Below are 16,996 nucleotides of genomic sequence, written 5' to 3' on the forward strand. Positions count from 1 at the left end.
CCTGTGGAAAATCTGGATTAATGATGATGCCTGTCCCGGCGCAGAATGAAATGGTGTTCCTGCTCTTTATGCTTGTAATATATCTTCAGGTTATTGGTATCCGCGATCTTTTTCACAATAGCCAATCCCAATCCGTTACTGTTTTCCAGGTTGGATGCATTCTTCTTAAATCGTTGAAATAATTGAGAGGCGGGAATAGGTGGGTATTCACTGGTATTGCAGATGCTGAACAGTTGTTCATTCAGCTGTATGGTGATCTGGCCTTTGGGGTAATTATATTTAATGGCATTGCCCAGTAAATTACTGATGAGGGTATCTGCCAGTATAGGATGTAGGGATAGTAAAAGATCGCTTGAAATATCTGTACTCACCAGCAATTTTTTATCCCGTATCAGTTCGTCAAATAAGCGCAGGTGTTTCTCCAACACTGTTCTGATGCTGATCTCGCCGGAGGCCACAAATTGTTGGTTCCCGATCTTGGCCATGAATAACATGCCATGATTCAGGTGCGACAACCGTTGCAAAGCCTCATGCGTTTGTGCGATAGATTTTAGCTGTGCTGGTTGTAAGTCTTCATCCTGTAATAGCAGTTCCAGCTTATTTTGCGCAATTGCCAGTGGTGTCTGCATTTCATGCGCAGCATCTTCCGTCAGTTCTTTCATGATCACAAAATCATGGTAGATGCGGGAGGTGGCATTTTGCAACACTTCATTTAACCTGTTGAATTCAGTCACAGAAGTATCCGGAAAAGAAAGGTGATGCATCTGTTCCAATTGCAGCTTTTCCATCTTATCCAATGACAGGTAAAATGGCCGCCAGATGCTGCGGCTGATCAACCTGTTCACCAATATGGTAAACAGTAGTAATCCAATAAAAGCCAGTGCCATCACCAGCGCGATATTTTTTATCAGGTCGTCTTTTTCAATCAGTGATTTTCTGATCGTGAGCAGGTAAAATTTATCCCGTATACTGATCACCTGTTCCAACTGGCGGTACGGTACCTCTTTATGCTCGATCTCCTGGTACTGCATAATCGATTGGAGTACCGGTTGTGCATTTGCAGGGCCATTTGCAGGATGAATACTGAACTCCGGTGTTGTGATACCAAACACAGGACTGTTATCAGGAATCGACTCAAAATAGACTTCCCATTGAATCTTATCATTTACCAGTTCTTCATCCATCTCTTTCTCCAGTTCCTTATCAAACTGATGATAGAGATAAATGCCGCCAGCCGCCAGCAGGGGCAGCATGATCAGTAAAAACCAGATGGTATTTTTGGTAAGTAATTTCATATTATTCGAACCGGTATCCTGTGCCATACACCGTCTTGATATAATCCGGTGCACCGGCATCCATCAGTTTGCGGCGCAGGTTTTTGATATGTGAATATATGAAATCATAAGAACCTGCCATGTCATATTCATCGCCCCACAGGTGAGCTGCCAGGGCCGACTTGGTAATGACGCGTTTTTGGTTGGCAATAAAGTATACGAGTAGCTGGTATTCCTTTGCAGTCATGTCCACCGGTTTCTGGTGCACCAGCACCGTTTTGGAAGCAGGAATTACCTGTATATCATGGAAGATAATACTGGTATTGCCGCCAAAATGTTTGCGGCGCAGCAGGGCATTGACCCGTGCACTCAGTTCTGATAAATGAAAAGGTTTGGTGAGATAGTCGTCGGCGCCAAGGCCCAGACCATTGAGTTTATCTTCAAGTGAATCTTTGGCGGAGATAATGATGATACCCGCATCGGAGCGGATCTGTTTTAGTTCCTTTACGATATCTAATCCACTGCCATAGGGAAGACCGATATCGGCAATAATACATTCGTATTCGGCATCGTTGACCTTTTGAATGCCCTCTCTGAAGTTTGTAGCTACTTCACAGATGTAGCCCTGTTTGCCTAAGTATTGTGTGATTGATTCTTGTAGCGCCTGCTCGTCTTCGATGATAAGAATGTTCATAATTAAAAGGTACGAAAAAAAATGGGGCCCTGCTTATAGCGCAGGAAGCCCCGTTTTAATATTCGCTTTGAGATCGCTTAGAATAGAATACAAGCCGAAGTAGGTTCTGTTCACATACAGGCTATGCCTTGACCCTCGCGCAACTTTCGACTCTTTCACCTCTTTTAAATTAGCTACATAATCCATGTAAGCATATATCTCCCCGAAATAACGTTCATCGCCAAAATCAAATTCAGGTAAGGTAAATGGCAGTGTGAGCATGTCGATCATCTTCTGGAACAGGGTGGAGAAAAATGTAATCTCCTTTTCCGAATCCGAAGGATGAATCATTTCAAGGCTGGTATATATCTGGTTACGTCGCTCATCATCTTTCAACACTTCTTTATCTGTCAATAAGAAGTAGTTGACATAAAAATCTTCCGGTATTTCCTTGATACAACCAAAGTCGAAGATGCCGATCGTACCGTCTTCCCTCATGAGGAAATTGCCCGGATGTGGATCAGCATGCACCTTTTTCAGCTTATGTACCTGGAATTGGTAGAAGTCCCACAGTGCCTGACCGATGCTATTTCTGACTTCCTGAGATGGGTTCTTTAACAGGAACTCTTTCAGGTGGTAGCCGCCTAGCCAGTCCATAGTAATGATCTTATCGCTGGAGAGTTCCGGGTAATACTTCGGGAATACCAGGTTCGGAATATGCGCGCACAAGGTAGATACTTCTACAGAGCGGTGCAGTTCCAGTTTATAATCCGTTTCTTCCAGCAATTTTGTCTCGATCTCTTCAAAGTACTTGTCCATATCCACCTCGTTCATGCCTACGATGCGCATGGCAAAAGGCTTTACGATGCGGAGGTCAGACTTCACACTATTCGCTACCCCGGGGTACTGAATTTTGATGGCCAGTTCCCTGCCCCATTTGGTGGCTTTATGTACCTGCCCGATACTGGCGGCATTAGCTGCCTTGATATCGAAGGTATCGTACAACTGTGCAGGTGTTTTACCTAAGGTCTTGACGAAGGTATTAATCACCAGCGGACCAGAAAGGGGAGGAGCGCTGTACTGCGACATGGCGAACTTCTCGGTATAGGCTTTGGGCAGCATGCCCTTGTCCATACTTAACATCTGCGCTACTTTCAGTGCACTGCCTTTCAGGTTGCTGAGGGTATCGTAAATGTCTTCTGCATTGTCTGCATGCAGTTCTTCCCTGCTGATATTGGGATCAATGAGTTTTTTTGTATAGTGCTTCAGGTAATTGGTTCCAACTTTCAATCCTGTGGTCACAAAACGACTCGCTCTTTCCACTTTTCCCGTAGGAATATTAGTTTGCTCTTTCATTACCTATTATCTCCTCTACTTCCTGGTGAACATAAATTTGCCGAAATCCAGCAGGCTATCAATTGTGCCTGAGCTGATAATCTGGAAGCTGAGATTTACGGCTTTTTCAATCGCAGCATCTGTGAGCTCAAACTTTTCTGAATCATCCTTGATCCAGTAGTTGAGCACGAAGAGTGCCTGCACCCAGAAACCATGTACGTATTGACTGGAAATGAATTTTCTTTCTTTTACTTCGCCTGACTGATAGCCATCTTTGATCAGGTCTGTCGCGTATTCATAAAACGCGTCTTTGAACTTTTCCAGCCTGTTTTCATGATAGCCAGGGATATGGAATTGTTCTTTCTGCTGCAAAATGTAGCTTCTGTCTTCTTTCAGCTTCTGTACCCAGAGGAAGTAGAAGGTGAGCAGTTTTTCGCTGGCAGAATAACCGAGATAGGTATCGTCTGCTTTCAGTTTTTCGAGTGTATCTGTAAAGAAGGATAACCAGATATCTTTTTCAACGGCATCGAAGGATGCATAGCTGTCGTAAAAAATGCTTTCGGAAAGACCTAATTGCTGGCAGAACAGGTATACAGATACCGGTTTTTTCCCGTTTTCCAGCCAGTAGTTTTTATAGGCTTCGCGAATGAGTTTATTTTCCATGTTTCAGGGTTTAAATTGTCCAAAAATGCCTCCAAAGCAGGTATTTCAAATTTACGATAGAAAGCTAATATGAATTGTTAATATCTTATAGTTTGTTTACGTCCATGACACTCAGCACCTTATTTTTCCCCAACAGGATAAATTCACCTCTTACACTGCCCTCAATTACAGATTCCGGTTCTTCTTCCAGCGTTACTTCGTGCTCCAGTGTCAACAGGGCGTCCTCCACTTTGAACACACTCGCCAGCAGATCACCTACTGCCACCAGGTGTCCTCCCGGGATAAACGCCATCGCCACCACCCTGTGAGATACGGGCACCGGTGCACCTGCGATGGACATTTGCTGTTTATTGATCTGGATGGTCACAATCCCCATTTTAGTCAGTCCGAACAGTATTGTCGATACCATCGGCACCGCAGCCAGCAGGTTTACGGGTGGTGCTGAGTGTAGCCTGGTACAGTTACCAAGGTCATCCGAGCAGTACAATACCCCCTCCAGCAGGAAATAATAGAGATCATTCCGCTTATACACCGGGGTAGGGTAAGGTCTGTCATCGCACAGGATGGTTGCATCATCCAAGGTACAGGTATACTGCCTGTCCAGTTCCCCGTCTCCCGAAAAATGCCAGATGCTCAAGACCCGTTCATTCAGGCCAAACTGCGTCACCGCCCCTCCCATTTTGGCCACAAACCCCACTACATGTTGCTGCAGGAAGTTCGGGAAGCTCACACTCATACCATATTTGAAATGCAGGTTCGCTGGTAGTATTTTCGGCTGATCTTCGAAGTCATTTTCTGTGCTCAGGTAGATCATCAGGCGGTTTGTTTCCGGAAATCCACTCACGATATAATCAAACATGGGGAGCATCTGCATGGTGGCCCATGAATATTGCTCTATTTCAAAGTCAGGACTGATCCTGAGCAGGTAAAACGAATGTGCATTGATGCCGACGATGAACAGTTGCAGGTTATGCCGTATCATCCCTGCCCAGGTCATCCCTGTGGGCAGGTTGATCCGTCTGCTGTTCACCTTTTTCTTTGGGTGTGCAGCCACCGTACTCTTGTATCGGAACAGGTCCGCAGGTAGCTGCTTATCCTCCGGTAAGAATTGTTTCAGCAAAAAAAGGTGCCGGGTATTACCTTGTTTCACCTGGTCACTGATGATGTGCATGCTCAGGTCGGTGGCAGTTTGTTTTACAGCAGGGTTGGTGTGTTTGTTATTTACAATGAGCATCACCTGCAGGAACAAGGTCAGTTGCTCCGGGTTACTCTTCTGATACACTTTTCTGATGTGCAAAGGCAATTGCTCCGGCGTATGCCTGCTCACCAGCTCAAAGTATTGCTCCAGGTGGTCACCAGCACGGTTAAAGCCATTCCAGCCCCTGTACAATAAACGCAAGGCCTCATCAGGCGCATTCAGTTTATCTTCCAGTATCACAGCCGCTTTCAGCAATTCATTTTGTTGCTGGGCCACCTGTACACTCTTCCTGTAATAGGTCCTGGCCAGGTCCATTTGTTCGAGTTTTATATACAGATCTCCCACCATTTCAAACATCTCCAGTTCTTTGTAAATTTCGATAGCTTCCAGCAGCAATCCTCCCTGTACCAGGCATTCTGCTGCGGGCAAATGTCTGTTCAGGTAGTCTCTGAACAAGGCGGCGGCTTCTCTGAAAAATCCGCCCTGTACCAATGCCTTTGCAGCCAGATTGTAATCCTGCAGGAGGTGTGCATAGATGTAAGCTGCCTGTTTGTAGTCTTTATTTTCTAATGCCTGCAGTGCTGCCCGCATGTATTTTTTATGCAGCTGTTCATAGTACCTGTTTACATTCCATGCATCTACCGGTCCACCGCCACCAGCCAGGTTGCCCAGGCTGAAATGCGTATTCCTTTTAGAAAGGGAGGCCGATGGTGGCGCTACACCTCTGCTGGCATGTTGTGAGCCTAATGGTATTGCGTATTGCAACGCTTCGCCCAGGTTCTCGTCGAACATATTGAGCAGGCGTTCCACTTCTTTGTCTCTCTTTTCCTGCAGGTGTTCCAGCTGGTTTTGCATCCACTGGTACATGCTGTTTTGCTTCTTATTACCCCGCTTACCTAACAGCGACATGAACGCTTTGAGCAGGAATGCTTTTATTTTTTTGAAACCTTTCAGCGGTGGTTCCGCCATGGGTATTTCATTCAGGGGCTTGCTATCTACACTGCTTTTCAGCATATCTATCAGGGGGGTATCATCTTCTTTTCTCCTTACATGGATCATGCGCAGAGACGCCATGGCAGGCATACCCGGATGTGCCATGTCCCATGAATGGTCAATGACAGCCGGCATTTGCAGCAGATCGCTGAGTGATACGAGGTCTGCCGTCGTAAAGCCATAGAAACCAAGATTCGGGTGCATCACCTGCCATTCCCACACCAGTAGATCTGCCATCTCACTAAGGCTGAGGGCGGGCAATAACTTAGCATGAACAGGTATCAGCAGTTTCTTTCCGATAATCGTATAAGGATGTGCGATTTGACTAAGATGCGGAATATGTTTGGGATGAAATACGACCATCATACCCGCAGGTTCCATGCTGGATTTGGTTTCCGGCAGTAGCATGCAGGTCAGTGAGCCGGGGGGTACATCCCATCGCTGAATTTCCCCAAACCACTCCGCAGGGGTATTCCCCCTGATGTAAGCTCCGAGTACAGGAAGACAAACGGATGGATCATATGTTAGCTGCAAAATCATTTCAGATGATCTATGTAAGGTTGTATGTATGATTCGTAAAAGGTATGTGCGGGCACCTGCCGGTCGTGGTTGTCACCAATAAAATACCGGTATCCGCAATAAGCGCCATCAGCCGCCCAGCAGGCGGTCGGTTTATTTTGTATGACTACCAGCGTGATCTCACGCACATTTGGATCCTGACTACGGAGGTGTAATAATCCCCTTGAATCCATCCATGCTTCTATACCCGTATTTAACACATACCTGGTAATGCGGATCTGCGTGCCGGGAATGGTACTCTCCTGACCGTTGAGGTTGGGAATAACATTGTTCACCGTCGTCCAGCTTTCCAGCGACAGTTTATTTGCATTGTGACGCAGCTCCATGTGGTTGATGGCTAGTCTGCCCGAAGGACTTACTTTGATACTCTTCACCTGTCTGTACATATTGTACCCGCAGTTGATGATCTTCTTCAAAGCACGTAAATGGTCTGCCCTGGCAGAGAGCACCATGTTGCCATCCCAACTGCCTATGGTTTTAATAGACAGCGTATCTACAGAGAGTGCATGCGTGTCATTTGCATCTGTGATGTAGAAGGTTTTATCTTTATAAGCGATCACGATAGTACCAGTGAGTCGCTGACTGATAATATGATGTGAGCCGGCCTGGATGTTTGTATTCAGGTAGTATAAATACAGCGCTTCGTTGTGATAGAGCAATACATAAATAGTACCCTGCTCACTATGCCCGAAAGCATAAGTGCTGGCTTTCGGAAGATCCCTGTATATTTCATTCGCCCCGAATGCAATAGATTTCCAGTAGAGTAACCGCTGGTCTTCTGTAACTACAACACCGCCAAACTGCATAGCATTGTAGTAATAATAATGCAGCTGCATGGTGCTGAATGGAAAATACAAAGGCGCTTCGTGCTGATGTAAAAATGCCGGCAGACTATGGCTGGCAGGCAACATATCTGTCGCCGTGAAGATCGATTCCAGGTCGTACACAGCATGATTCAGCAAATGCCGGTGCCCTTTATTGTAATGAAAGAGTTGTACCCTGCCTTCACGGTTTACCAGTATCAGGTAACCATTGAATTTACGGATCGCAGCAAAGGCTTCCTGGAAAGGCGCTGCGTGAAACAGCGTTTCATCAGTAATCAGGAAAAACTCCTGTTGTTGTTTTTGCAATACATTTTTTGCAAAAGCCGTTAACCCTGTAGCACTGTGCAGTTCAGGCGATAACAATTCCAGTGCACTGGCTACACCTGCTTTGGTACCCAGTTGTAAAGGGGTATAGTCATATCCTGTCAATGCATAAGCGGGCAGTTCTCCTTTTTTATTTTGAAACGAACACGCCAATGCTGCAGCCATGGCCAGCAGGCGGGGCGTACCCCACATGCGGATACAGGTATCTACCAGTAAGAAACGTTCCGGCTGATAGTCGGCAGGTAGTTGTTCCCTGCGTAAATACAAGGCTTCATTATTCGCGAGTCGCACCATCAGCGACAACTCATCATGGGCTAGTTCGCTGATCAATAACCTGTCAAAATTCCCTCTGTTACTGATGTCAGACACACCACCAAACAACTGGTCACTGCTACCCTGTACATGCATGGGAATATGCAGTGCGGCAATCATTTGCCTGGTGAGTTTTGTAAAACCTGCAGTAGCCGGATCATTGGCTAATTCAGACAGGAGGTCTGTCTGCGGTGGCTCAGGAATCACTACCGGCAATGGTTTGGGCAGTTCACTCACACTTGTCTGCAACTTCAGGAGCAATTCTTCCCTGTTGCCGATTGCTTTGTAGATAGCTGCCAGGTATTGCAGGTCTACTTCAACAATAAACTTGCTGAGTGGCACAGGGATCAGGATATTTTTATCCAGGTTGCCACTGTTGAAATTATCCAGGATATTCCCTGCTACGTCATTGCTTACAGTAGGTGGAACAGCAGCACATAATGTTTGTAATAAGTGGATTTTTTTGTTTCCAAGCCAGTTACGGTCGGGTAGGCTGCCCAGTATATCCAGCAGATTATAAGCATCATTTATCCAGGCATATTCATCCTTGACGTTGAGGTGTATTTTTTGATAAATGTTATGTAATGTTTGCCATAGACGGGCTTTATCTTCTTTGCCTGCATTCAGCAAGAGCAACAAAGCCCCTAGTGGAGGGAAACAATCTTTCAACTCCGCCAGTATTTCTGTCAGCGATGATCTGTAAATCAGTGTACGTCCATCCTGCCATTCAATCACTTCCCCCTCATCTGCCCAATGCCAGAAGTAATCGTCGGCCGATTTGAAGTAGGCGGTGGTTTCAAGGGTTTGTTTATAATACATGGGTCAGGGTTTCGGCAGTGAGCCTTACGGCGCTGCGGGTGACGTGAACAAAGGATGTATCCGGGATCATTTCATACTGTCCGTTCACATGAAAGAGCAAAAAGTGCGTCCTTGATCCTTCCAGTTTCTCAGCCACCAATGATCGGATAACAGGTGGATTGAAATCGTAACCTGCCGGCATCAGTATCCTGTCTTTCAGTGTATATGAAGTACCGGGAACAGAAGGCAACGGCACACCGGCTACCAGCACCTGTCCGCGTGCAGAAGCTGCAAAGCGCAGGTGTCGTAGTCTGATCTGGGGTGCTGTGGCTACATATGTTTCCAGGGTACGCATCTCTGTCAGTATAGCGAAGCTTTCATCTGTAGTGGTACAGGGAGCTAAATTTACAAGCTGTTTGGTAGTCGCAAAAGCCGGCAACCCGGAAGCCGGCAGACTCACGGGAATAAAATCGGTCAGGGGGTGCCATTCCAATACAGGCAAAGTCTCATCCGGCGTCAATGCCCCGGGGGCAAAGAGGCGGTTGACAGCATCCAGTTTCCAGGTGCGTAATGCGGGCAGCTGGCGAAAAGCATTGTCAGCCACGCCTTTTACCCAAATCTGGTCCTTGTGCCATGCTGCGACCAGATCAACTCTGGTGCGCAGTTGGGCCAATACCTTCACGTCTGCTGGTGCTAATGTAATTACACTTTCAGTCATCAGTTAGTCTGCATGATCTTTTCCCACAAATGATCTATCGGTGCTAAAACAAAGTTTTTCTGCGTATCGTTGTTGATCCATTCACAGCGGTCATTCAGATAGCGGAGTCTGTCTTTGATCAGTGCTCTTTCGGCAGGAGATGTGTCGGCAGCTTCCCATTGCATGGTCATTTGCTGCACTTCCCTGTAAATGGCATCTGCATCGGGAGTACTGTTGATAGTGGCTCTTGGGTGAGCGGAGGTTTGTTGTTCATCCGCAACTACCAGAGCTGCATTGACGATGGCAGAAATGATTTCCTGTTGTTCTTCCGTATCCCAGATATAGCGCAGCACCCACATATCCGAAAGGATAGCGGTGTCTCTTTTGCAGAGCACAGCGCTGGCAGCAATGAGGCGTTGTAGTTTCACCGCTCTTCTGTCAGAGATCTGGATGCCTGCATTGCGCAATTGTTGTATCAATGTAATATAGTACCCTCTGATGGCAGACAGGTCTATTGCAATCGTCATATTTTGCAGTTCCCTTACTTCCTCCGCACTGATTTTTGCCGGGGTTGTAAAGTCTGCCTGTTCCAGCTGCCAGCCGGCCTGCAATACTTTTTCCAGGTCAGCAGGATCTACGTTGTCACAATGTACCCGCAGCAGGAAGCGGTCAAACAGGGCCTGTAGTGCTTCGTCTTCGGGCAGGTGGTTGCTGGCGCCGATAAAGAGCAGGGCAGGGAGGGCTCTGGTTTCCTTGCCTCTTCTAAAGATCTTTTCGTTGAGCGCCATGAGCAGGCTGTTGAGAATAGCGCTGTTGGCGTTCAGGAGTTCGTCCAGGAATATGAGGTTCGCTTCGGGGAGCATACCTTCAGTGTTAGTCACGAGATCCCCTTCTCTCAGTTTGCGGATGTCAAAAGGACCAAAGAGCTCATTGGGTTCGGTGAAACGGGTGAGCAGGTATTCAAAAGTTTTACCTTCCAGTAAGTTGGCGAGGGCGCGCACCATGGCACTTTTGGCAGTACCCGGAGGGCCTAATAAAAATAAATTCTCCCTGCCGGTGAGACAGATGCCCATCAGATCGATGATGTCGTCTTTTCCAACAAAAGTCTTCTTCAGGTGCTGTAGGACATCGTTGAGCTTATCTACCAGCGGGGTTGTGGGTAAGGTCATAATATAATTTCGTTAATAACTGTATCGAACTGAGGCCAGAGTAGGGCAGCATGTGATCCCAGGGCTGCTTGTACAAATGGCAGGTTTTCAGGAAGGCGGCATTGTGACAGGTTTCTTGCCTGGATGATCCTGTCAGTATATGCCTGCCTTAAGGATGGATGGTCATTAATGGCAGACAGGTCTACCTGTTCATTTAATGGAATGGCGGCTGCTGAAAATGGCCATTGATGAGCGGTTTGGTAAAACCGGGTGATCAATGGGTCAGTAGGCGAAAGACCTTTAGCCAGCAGAAACAGATCTGGCAGATAGCGAAGGGTCAGGTCTGCCGAATAAATAGCTGCGGGTGTTCTTTCACCCGTATATGCAGGTAAATGGGTTTCCAGGAGAGCGGCATCGAGGTTGCGCAATAGAATGAACTGTACGATTGTGTACAAGTAGCCTGCCGCCCAGAGTGCTGCATCCATATCCAGGTCGGGTGCGGTATGAGGCATCTCGCGGCAGTCGTCTTCATAATATTGTTGCAGGTGAATAGCAGCTGTGCGCAGGTCGGCTTCCTCGAAAGTCAGCAGATCAGCGGACACAGTTACATTACCTTCGTTGATTAGGCCCGATATGAATTCAGTTAATTCCATGTCGACATTGTACCCTATTCATATAATATTTAATGAAGATACTAAGGAGATAGCTACTTTACAAGAAATATGATAGCCGGATTGTAATTTGTCGATAGCTTTTTTAATTTAGAGAATTAAATTTTAGTGATCATGTATAAGAAAACGCTTGCAACAGTAGCGGCTGTTGCGCTTTCAGCCACGTTATTTGCGCAGACCAAACCCGAAGACACAGAAGTGTGGGAACCAGTCCCTGCTGTAGTAACCCCCGGTAAGATTAACACAGACGCACCTTCCGATGCAATTATTTTGTTTGATGGCAAAACCCTGGACCAGTGGGTTTCTGTCAAAGATCCTTCCCAGCCTGCAGCCTGGAAGGTATCCGGAGGTATCCTGACTGTGGAAAAGAATACTGGAAATATACAAACGAAAAGGTCTTTTACGAATTACCAACTGCATATTGAATGGCGGGTACCAAAGAATATAACCGGTACCGGACAGGGTAGGGGAAACAGCGGGTTGTTTTTAGCCTCCACCGGCCCTGGTGATGATGGATATGAGTTGCAGATCCTGGATAACTACAACAATAAGACCTATGTAAATGGTCAGGCAGGTAGTATCTACAAGCAAACACCTCCACTGGCAAATGCGAACAAAAAGCCCGGTGAATGGCAGACCTACGATGTGATCTGGACAGCGCCTAAGTTCAATGCTGACGGCTCTGTTCAAAGTCCTGCCCGTGTGACCGTGTTCTTCAACGGTATACTGGTACAAAATAATACAGTGTTGCAGGGCCCTACCAAATACATTGGCAAGGCTTCTTATGAAAAACCACATGGTGCTTGTCCGATCAAATTACAGGCACATGGGGATAAGAGCGAGCCTTTGAGCTTTAGAAACATCTGGATCAGAGAATTGTAATTTTATAAGCGCCTTTGCCTGATGGCAAAGGCGCTTTTTTTAGTCCACCCCTCAATTTTGCAGCTTCACCTTTATTTCTATAATTTTAGCAGGGCGATACTGCAATTTTGCCATCAATGAGAAGACAACTCTACATATATAGCTCGCTATTCATCACACTGGCACTCAACATACCTAAACTCTTCACACTAAGAGAAAACACACCTATATCCCGCTTTGTTCCATTCAACTTATCTGAAGTTATATTCCAAACTGGTTTTAACCTTATCTTTTGTCTCGTTATTTTTTACATCAGTGATACTTTTAAGATCAACAAAGTCATCACACACTTATTAAATCTATTAGCATTACTCTTCTTTTTTACCATCGGTCTCACCATTCAAAAGCACCTTTACGGCGCCGGTTTTTTCCTGCCCGGTCGTGGCTTAGGCATTAAATTGACACTTACACTTATTTTAGTGTTGATAGAGGTCCGTGTAGTCAACATCCTTCGTCAATCCCGTTTCAAAGAACTTGAAAACGACCGGCTCCGCAACGCTTACCTCAAAGCAGAACTGAGTTTACTCAAGGGGCAACTCCAACCGCATTTCTTTTTCAATGCCCTTAGCAGTCTTTCCGGAGTCGTTCGTGAAGACCCTGTCAAGGCACAATATTACATCAACCAGCTATCCCGTTTTTTTCGCTATTCATTGCAAAAAGAAGATACTGGTTTAGTGCCTTTAAAAGAAGAGATCAGCGCCGTCAACTCGTACGCTGCATTGCTGAAAATGCGTCATGAAGAAGGGTTTCAACTCAATATAAATATACCGGAAGAACAGCTGCACCGCCTACTTCCTCACATGTCACTCCAGCCATTGGTAGAAAATGCCCTCAAGCATAATAAGATACCGTTACTGCTGGAAATTACATTGAAAGAAAACGAACTGATAGTAAAAAATAACCTGCAGCCGGTTCATTTTCCAGAACCCGGTACAGGCATAGGTTTATCGAATTTAAACGAACGATATAAGATCCTTCTTCAGCAGGAAATCAATATCGAAAAAACAGCCACGGCATTCATCGTAACACTTCCTTTGCAATAAAAATATGGCATTACGCGTAGCGATCATAGAAGACGAACCAGCCACTGCCCGCAATCTGCGGCACATGCTTCAGGACATTGCACCGGAAATAGAAGTATTGACTATACTGCCGGGTGTAGCTGAATCCGTGGCCTGGTTGAATGACAACATGCAGCAATGCGAACTCCTGTTTATGGACGTTCGTCTCAGCGATGGCCTGTCCTTCGACATCTTTAGCCAGGTGAACGTAACGCTCCCAGTGATCTTTGTGACCGCTTACGATGACTATGCCTTACAGGCCTTTAAAGCAAATGGGATTGATTACATTCTCAAACCATTTGATGAAAGTGAGTTAAAGCAAAGCTTACAGAAATATAATCGCCTGCGTGATAATAGTAAGATGCAGCAACTGGTGGCGCAATTCAAATCCTATAAACAATCCTTTTTGGTACACAACAGGGATAAGCTCATTCCCCTGTCTGCGGGTAACATTGCCTGGTTTTACACGGCAAATGAACTGGTGTATGCCGGTACCGTCGATAATAAACAATACATCATCGACTTTACAATGGAACAGTTGCAACAACAGTTGGATCCTGCGGTATTTTTCCGGGCCAACAGGCAGTTCATTGTACAACGTGGTGCTATTCAGGAAGTTGATTTTTATTTCAATGGCAGATTGGCCCTAAAGGTCCATCCAGCGCCCAAAGAACAGATCTTAATCAGCAAGGCGCGGGTGCCTGAATTTAAAAATTGGATGAACGTGTGATTCTCAATCATTTGCAAAATAGAAGCTAACATATAATAAAATAAGCCCAATTTAAATTGCGGGAATGCTTTTATATTAAGAAAATAATGACTATCTAGCAGTACCTATTTATTATTCCCTATAAAATGTGATTCTATGAAAACACGACGCGTGCGTAAAACGGTCCTTTCCCTTTTAATGCTCTCGGGTTTGGCCATGATGGTTTTTTCCTGTAAGAAGGATGAAGATGATGGCGTCATCACTTCCGATGAAATGGCAGAAGCGATCAGCCAGTCTTTCAGCAGTTCAGGTGGCGGTCTGGTTGTGCAGACGAATGCAGCCATGAGTGTTGTATCCGCAGCAAACGGTGAGCGCAAGGCCGGCAAACTGTCAGACCAGTGTGGTATTCCGATTTCAAAAACGCTGACCAGCGCTAACTCAGATACGGCTACCTATTATACATGGAGTTATGGAATTACCTGGAACTGGGAATTGGCCTGTACCGAAAATGTACCTACACAATATGAATTCAACGCTTCTGGTAGAGCACTGTATGATTTCCCACGCATGTCTTCTGATGATAGTGTGACCAACAAAATTGTAGTAACCGGTCTGTCAGACGACAGTACCTTCTACAAGGCGAGTCAGACATATATCCGTACAGGTACACAGCAATCCAAAATTGGGAAGATGCACAAGTTCACCAGCACAGTGACAGTTACATCTACCAATATGTATATCAATAAATCAACACTGAGAATCGTATCTGGTACGGCTACCGTAAATATCAAAGGTGAAAGCTCTAGTGGTAAATCATTCGCCTTGTCAGGAACACTGACATTCTCAGGCAATGATGCGGCATCACTGGTACTGAACGATACAAAGTACACCGTGTCCTGGATCAAAGAATAAACATTTGTGACAAAAGTATACAATCAGCCTCCGCCTTCTGGTGGAGGCTTTTTTATGCTTACTACCTGGTAAGCAGTTCTTTATTTCTTCATATACACAATAAAGGATCAATACCAGTCGTTTATATTATTATTTTACTATATATTAGCATGCGAAAAGGGGGACATAAAAAATAGCCTACTCCTTTTTACTATATTCTAAACTAAACAAAATTCATCTATGAAAAGAATGAGCAACCCCTTGTTGCGCAGTAAAGCTGCCCTGTTATTCATGTGTGTAGCAGCCGGCATGTCTGTAGTAATGCCATCTTGTAAAAAGGACGACAAAGAAAGCAGTCAGCCAGCGGTAAGCCAGGCAGAAGTAGCAACTGTAGTAAATTCCGCAGTAACCAATGGTGGTGTAGCCGCTCAGACTTCAGCAGCAGCTACAACAGCATCTCTCTACCTGGGTGCACGTAAAAGTGCAAAGACAACTGGTGATGATTGCGGTTATACCGACGAAGATTCTTTCCAATTCTCTTCTGATGCAAATGCGTCTACCACTTTCAGCATTGATTACACTTACAAATTTGTGATCACCTGTGCTGCTGATCAGTACCAGTCATTCAACTTTACATTTGCAGCAAAGACATCACTGGGTACTTCCAAGATCTCTGTGGCTGATACTTCAGCTGCTACTTTTGCTATCACCGGTCTGGATGATGCAAGTAAAAACCTGGTATTCAATCAGGCGTTTGACAACAAGGCTTCCCTGATCTCAAAAGATGGTAGCGGTAACTCTTTCTATAGTACACTGAAATATACTGCTACTGATGTAACAGTTAGCAAAACCACCCTGCAGATCATTTCTGGTACTGCTGCGGTTAAGATCACTGGTACAACTACTACCGGTAAATCTTTCAGCTATGAAGGTACAATTGTGTACAAGGGTAGCAATAAAGCTGTATTTACTATCACAGGTGGTAGCAGCTTTGACCTGACATGGTAATACACATGATTGAATAAAAAAAGCTCACACCATCGGTGTGAGCTTTTTTGTTTTTGGACGCTCTTTTAATTCCTTATTTTAGCTTACCGGATGCAACCCCCGTTATTATATATGCACACAGTAAAGGCGAAGAATAACGTACATGTTAGTGGTAAAGCAGATGCCGCACAAACTATCATCTTTGGTCATGGTTTTGGTTCTGACCAGACCGCATTTGCGCCACTGGTCAAGGCATTTGAAGCTGATTATAAGATCGTGCTCTTCGACAATGTAGGTGGTGGTCAGGCAGATATCAATGCCTTCAGCCCTTCCCGCTACAGTTCTATTCAGGGGTATGTAACTGATATGGGAGACCTGCTCCGGGAGTTAAAACTGGAAAACGTGATCTATGTAGGCCACTCTGTCAACGGTATGATAGGCCTGCTCTCCGCTATAAAATATCCATCTTACTTTAATAAACTGGTGCTGCTGGGTAGCAGCTCCCGTTACCTGAATGAGCCTGAAACCGGCTATGTAGGCGGGTTCAACATGGAAGCACTGGAACAATTGTACCACGCTATGAGTACCAATTACTACGCCTGGGCCAGCGGTTTTGCTCAACTCGTGTTGCAAAACCATGACAGACCAGAGCTGGCGGCTAATTTTGCCAAAACTTTATCCTCCATTCGTGCAGATATTGCATTGTCTGTAGCAAAAGTTATCTTTGAGATGGATCACAGGAGTGACCTGGGTAAATCCAGCATACCTGCCCTGATCGTACAGACCTCAGACGATCCGGCTGTACCCAGTGAAGTAGGAGACTATATGTTAAAGCATATCCCTAACAGCCAGCTGGCTATTGTGCATACCAAAGGGCATTTTCCCCATGTGAGTGCACCGGAAGAGGTGATCAGTATTATTAAGTCCTTTATATAAAC

The 16,996-nt window shown here is 45.5% G+C and carries 15 protein-coding genes; 6 read left to right on the plus strand and 9 right to left on the minus strand.

Features of this window, described 5'->3' with window-relative positions:
* Nucleotides 1-17: 17 nt before the first annotated feature.
* The 9 genes from BW716_RS23565 to BW716_RS23605 form a co-directional block, all read right to left on the minus strand.
* A complete protein-coding gene (locus tag BW716_RS23565; RefSeq protein ID WP_220388820.1) occupies nucleotides 18-1,322 on the minus strand; it encodes a HAMP domain-containing sensor histidine kinase in 1,305 nt (434 codons plus the stop codon).
* A complete protein-coding gene (locus BW716_RS23570) occupies nucleotides 1,297-1,968 on the minus strand; it encodes a response regulator transcription factor (protein WP_083726639.1) in 672 nt (223 codons plus the stop codon). The genes BW716_RS23565 and BW716_RS23570 overlap by 26 nt, the downstream gene beginning before the upstream one ends.
* Nucleotides 1,969-2,001: 33 nt before the next feature.
* Nucleotides 2,002-3,303, minus strand: coding sequence for an AarF/ABC1/UbiB kinase family protein (locus BW716_RS23575; RefSeq protein WP_083726641.1), 1,302 nt, complete (start codon nucleotides 3,301-3,303; stop codon nucleotides 2,002-2,004).
* 15 nt (nucleotides 3,304-3,318) lie between these two features.
* Nucleotides 3,319-3,945 (minus strand): TetR family transcriptional regulator C-terminal domain-containing protein, encoded by a 627-nt coding sequence (locus tag BW716_RS23580; protein WP_083726643.1) that lies wholly within the window; start codon nucleotides 3,943-3,945, stop codon nucleotides 3,319-3,321.
* An 85-nt stretch (nucleotides 3,946-4,030) separates the two neighbouring features.
* The gene (locus BW716_RS23585; RefSeq protein WP_083726645.1) at nucleotides 4,031-6,676 is read right to left on the minus strand and encodes a hypothetical protein; all 2,646 of its coding nucleotides are present in this window, start codon (nucleotides 6,674-6,676) and stop codon (nucleotides 4,031-4,033) included.
* Nucleotides 6,673-8,994 carry a hypothetical protein gene (locus BW716_RS23590; protein ID WP_083726647.1) on the minus strand — a complete coding sequence of 774 codons (2,322 nt, stop codon included), beginning with the start codon at nucleotides 8,992-8,994 and terminating at the stop codon, nucleotides 6,673-6,675. Before BW716_RS23590 ends, BW716_RS23585 begins: the two co-directional genes overlap by 4 nt.
* On the minus strand, nucleotides 8,984-9,691 hold the full coding sequence (locus tag BW716_RS23595) for a hypothetical protein (protein WP_083726649.1): 708 nt from the start codon (nucleotides 9,689-9,691) through the stop codon (nucleotides 8,984-8,986). The genes BW716_RS23590 and BW716_RS23595 overlap by 11 nt, the downstream gene beginning before the upstream one ends.
* Entirely contained in the window at nucleotides 9,691-10,839 is a 1,149-nt protein-coding gene (locus BW716_RS23600; RefSeq protein WP_083726651.1) for an AAA family ATPase, read from the minus strand. The genes BW716_RS23595 and BW716_RS23600 overlap by 1 nt, the downstream gene beginning before the upstream one ends.
* Nucleotides 10,836-11,471, minus strand: a complete 636-nt coding sequence (locus BW716_RS23605; RefSeq protein WP_083726653.1) for a hypothetical protein — start codon at nucleotides 11,469-11,471, stop codon at nucleotides 10,836-10,838. Before BW716_RS23605 ends, BW716_RS23600 begins: the two co-directional genes overlap by 4 nt.
* Nucleotides 11,472-11,603: 132 nt before the next feature.
* On the opposite strand from BW716_RS23605, the gene BW716_RS23610 reads away from it, so the two are divergent.
* The 6 genes from BW716_RS23610 (at nucleotide 11,604) to BW716_RS23635 (ending at nucleotide 16,994) form a co-directional block, all read left to right on the plus strand.
* Nucleotides 11,604-12,371: a DUF1080 domain-containing protein gene (locus BW716_RS23610; protein WP_083726655.1), complete on the plus strand. Its 768-nt coding sequence runs from the start codon at nucleotides 11,604-11,606 to the stop codon at nucleotides 12,369-12,371.
* Between the two features lie 116 nt (nucleotides 12,372-12,487).
* Complete coding sequence (locus BW716_RS23615; protein WP_083726657.1) at nucleotides 12,488-13,453, plus strand: sensor histidine kinase; 966 nt, start codon at nucleotides 12,488-12,490, stop codon at nucleotides 13,451-13,453.
* Nucleotides 13,454-13,457: 4 nt separating this feature from the next.
* Nucleotides 13,458-14,201, plus strand: a complete 744-nt coding sequence (locus tag BW716_RS23620; RefSeq protein ID WP_083726659.1) for a LytTR family DNA-binding domain-containing protein — start codon at nucleotides 13,458-13,460, stop codon at nucleotides 14,199-14,201.
* 135 nt (nucleotides 14,202-14,336) lie between these two features.
* On the plus strand, nucleotides 14,337-15,092 hold the full coding sequence (locus BW716_RS23625; RefSeq protein ID WP_143708993.1) for a hypothetical protein: 756 nt from the start codon (nucleotides 14,337-14,339) through the stop codon (nucleotides 15,090-15,092).
* Nucleotides 15,093-15,311: 219 nt separating this feature from the next.
* Nucleotides 15,312-16,079, plus strand: a complete 768-nt coding sequence (locus BW716_RS23630; RefSeq protein ID WP_083726663.1) for a hypothetical protein — start codon at nucleotides 15,312-15,314, stop codon at nucleotides 16,077-16,079.
* 111 nt (nucleotides 16,080-16,190) lie between these two features.
* Nucleotides 16,191-16,994 carry an alpha/beta fold hydrolase gene (locus tag BW716_RS23635; RefSeq protein ID WP_083726665.1) on the plus strand — a complete coding sequence of 268 codons (804 nt, stop codon included), beginning with the start codon at nucleotides 16,191-16,193 and terminating at the stop codon, nucleotides 16,992-16,994.
* Nucleotides 16,995-16,996 lie beyond the last annotated feature (2 nt).

The sequence above is a fragment of the [Flexibacter] sp. ATCC 35208 genome, assembly GCF_001975825.1.
GTDB lineage: Bacteria > Bacteroidota > Bacteroidia > Chitinophagales > Chitinophagaceae > Chitinophaga.

Bases quoted from the DNA above. Each gene is read 5' to 3' on its own strand.
- BW716_RS23615 (WP_083726657.1), top strand. From the start codon at position 12,488: ATGAGAAGACAACTCTACATATATAGCTCGCTATTCATCACACTGGCA.
- BW716_RS23600 (WP_083726651.1), bottom strand. From the start codon at position 10,839: ATGACCTTACCCACAACCCCGCTGGTAGATAAGCTCAACGATGTCCTA.
- BW716_RS23565 (WP_220388820.1), bottom strand. From the start codon at position 1,322: ATGGCACAGGATACCGGTTCGAATAATATGAAATTACTTACCAAAAAT.
- BW716_RS23580 (WP_083726643.1), bottom strand. From the start codon at position 3,945: ATGGAAAATAAACTCATTCGCGAAGCCTATAAAAACTACTGGCTGGAA.
- BW716_RS23620 (WP_083726659.1), top strand. From the start codon at position 13,458: ATGGCATTACGCGTAGCGATCATAGAAGACGAACCAGCCACTGCCCGC.
- BW716_RS23605 (WP_083726653.1), bottom strand. From the start codon at position 11,471: ATGGAATTAACTGAATTCATATCGGGCCTAATCAACGAAGGTAATGTA.
- BW716_RS23610 (WP_083726655.1), top strand. From the start codon at position 11,604: ATGTATAAGAAAACGCTTGCAACAGTAGCGGCTGTTGCGCTTTCAGCC.
- BW716_RS23590 (WP_083726647.1), bottom strand. From the start codon at position 8,994: ATGTATTATAAACAAACCCTTGAAACCACCGCCTACTTCAAATCGGCC.
- BW716_RS23635 (WP_083726665.1), top strand. From the start codon at position 16,191: ATGCACACAGTAAAGGCGAAGAATAACGTACATGTTAGTGGTAAAGCA.
- BW716_RS23585 (WP_083726645.1), bottom strand. From the start codon at position 6,676: ATGATTTTGCAGCTAACATATGATCCATCCGTTTGTCTTCCTGTACTC.
- BW716_RS23570 (WP_083726639.1), bottom strand. From the start codon at position 1,968: ATGAACATTCTTATCATCGAAGACGAGCAGGCGCTACAAGAATCAATC.
- BW716_RS23595 (WP_083726649.1), bottom strand. From the start codon at position 9,691: ATGACTGAAAGTGTAATTACATTAGCACCAGCAGACGTGAAGGTATTG.
- BW716_RS23575 (WP_083726641.1), bottom strand. From the start codon at position 3,303: ATGAAAGAGCAAACTAATATTCCTACGGGAAAAGTGGAAAGAGCGAGT.
- BW716_RS23625 (WP_143708993.1), top strand. From the start codon at position 14,337: ATGAAAACACGACGCGTGCGTAAAACGGTCCTTTCCCTTTTAATGCTC.
- BW716_RS23630 (WP_083726663.1), top strand. From the start codon at position 15,312: ATGAAAAGAATGAGCAACCCCTTGTTGCGCAGTAAAGCTGCCCTGTTA.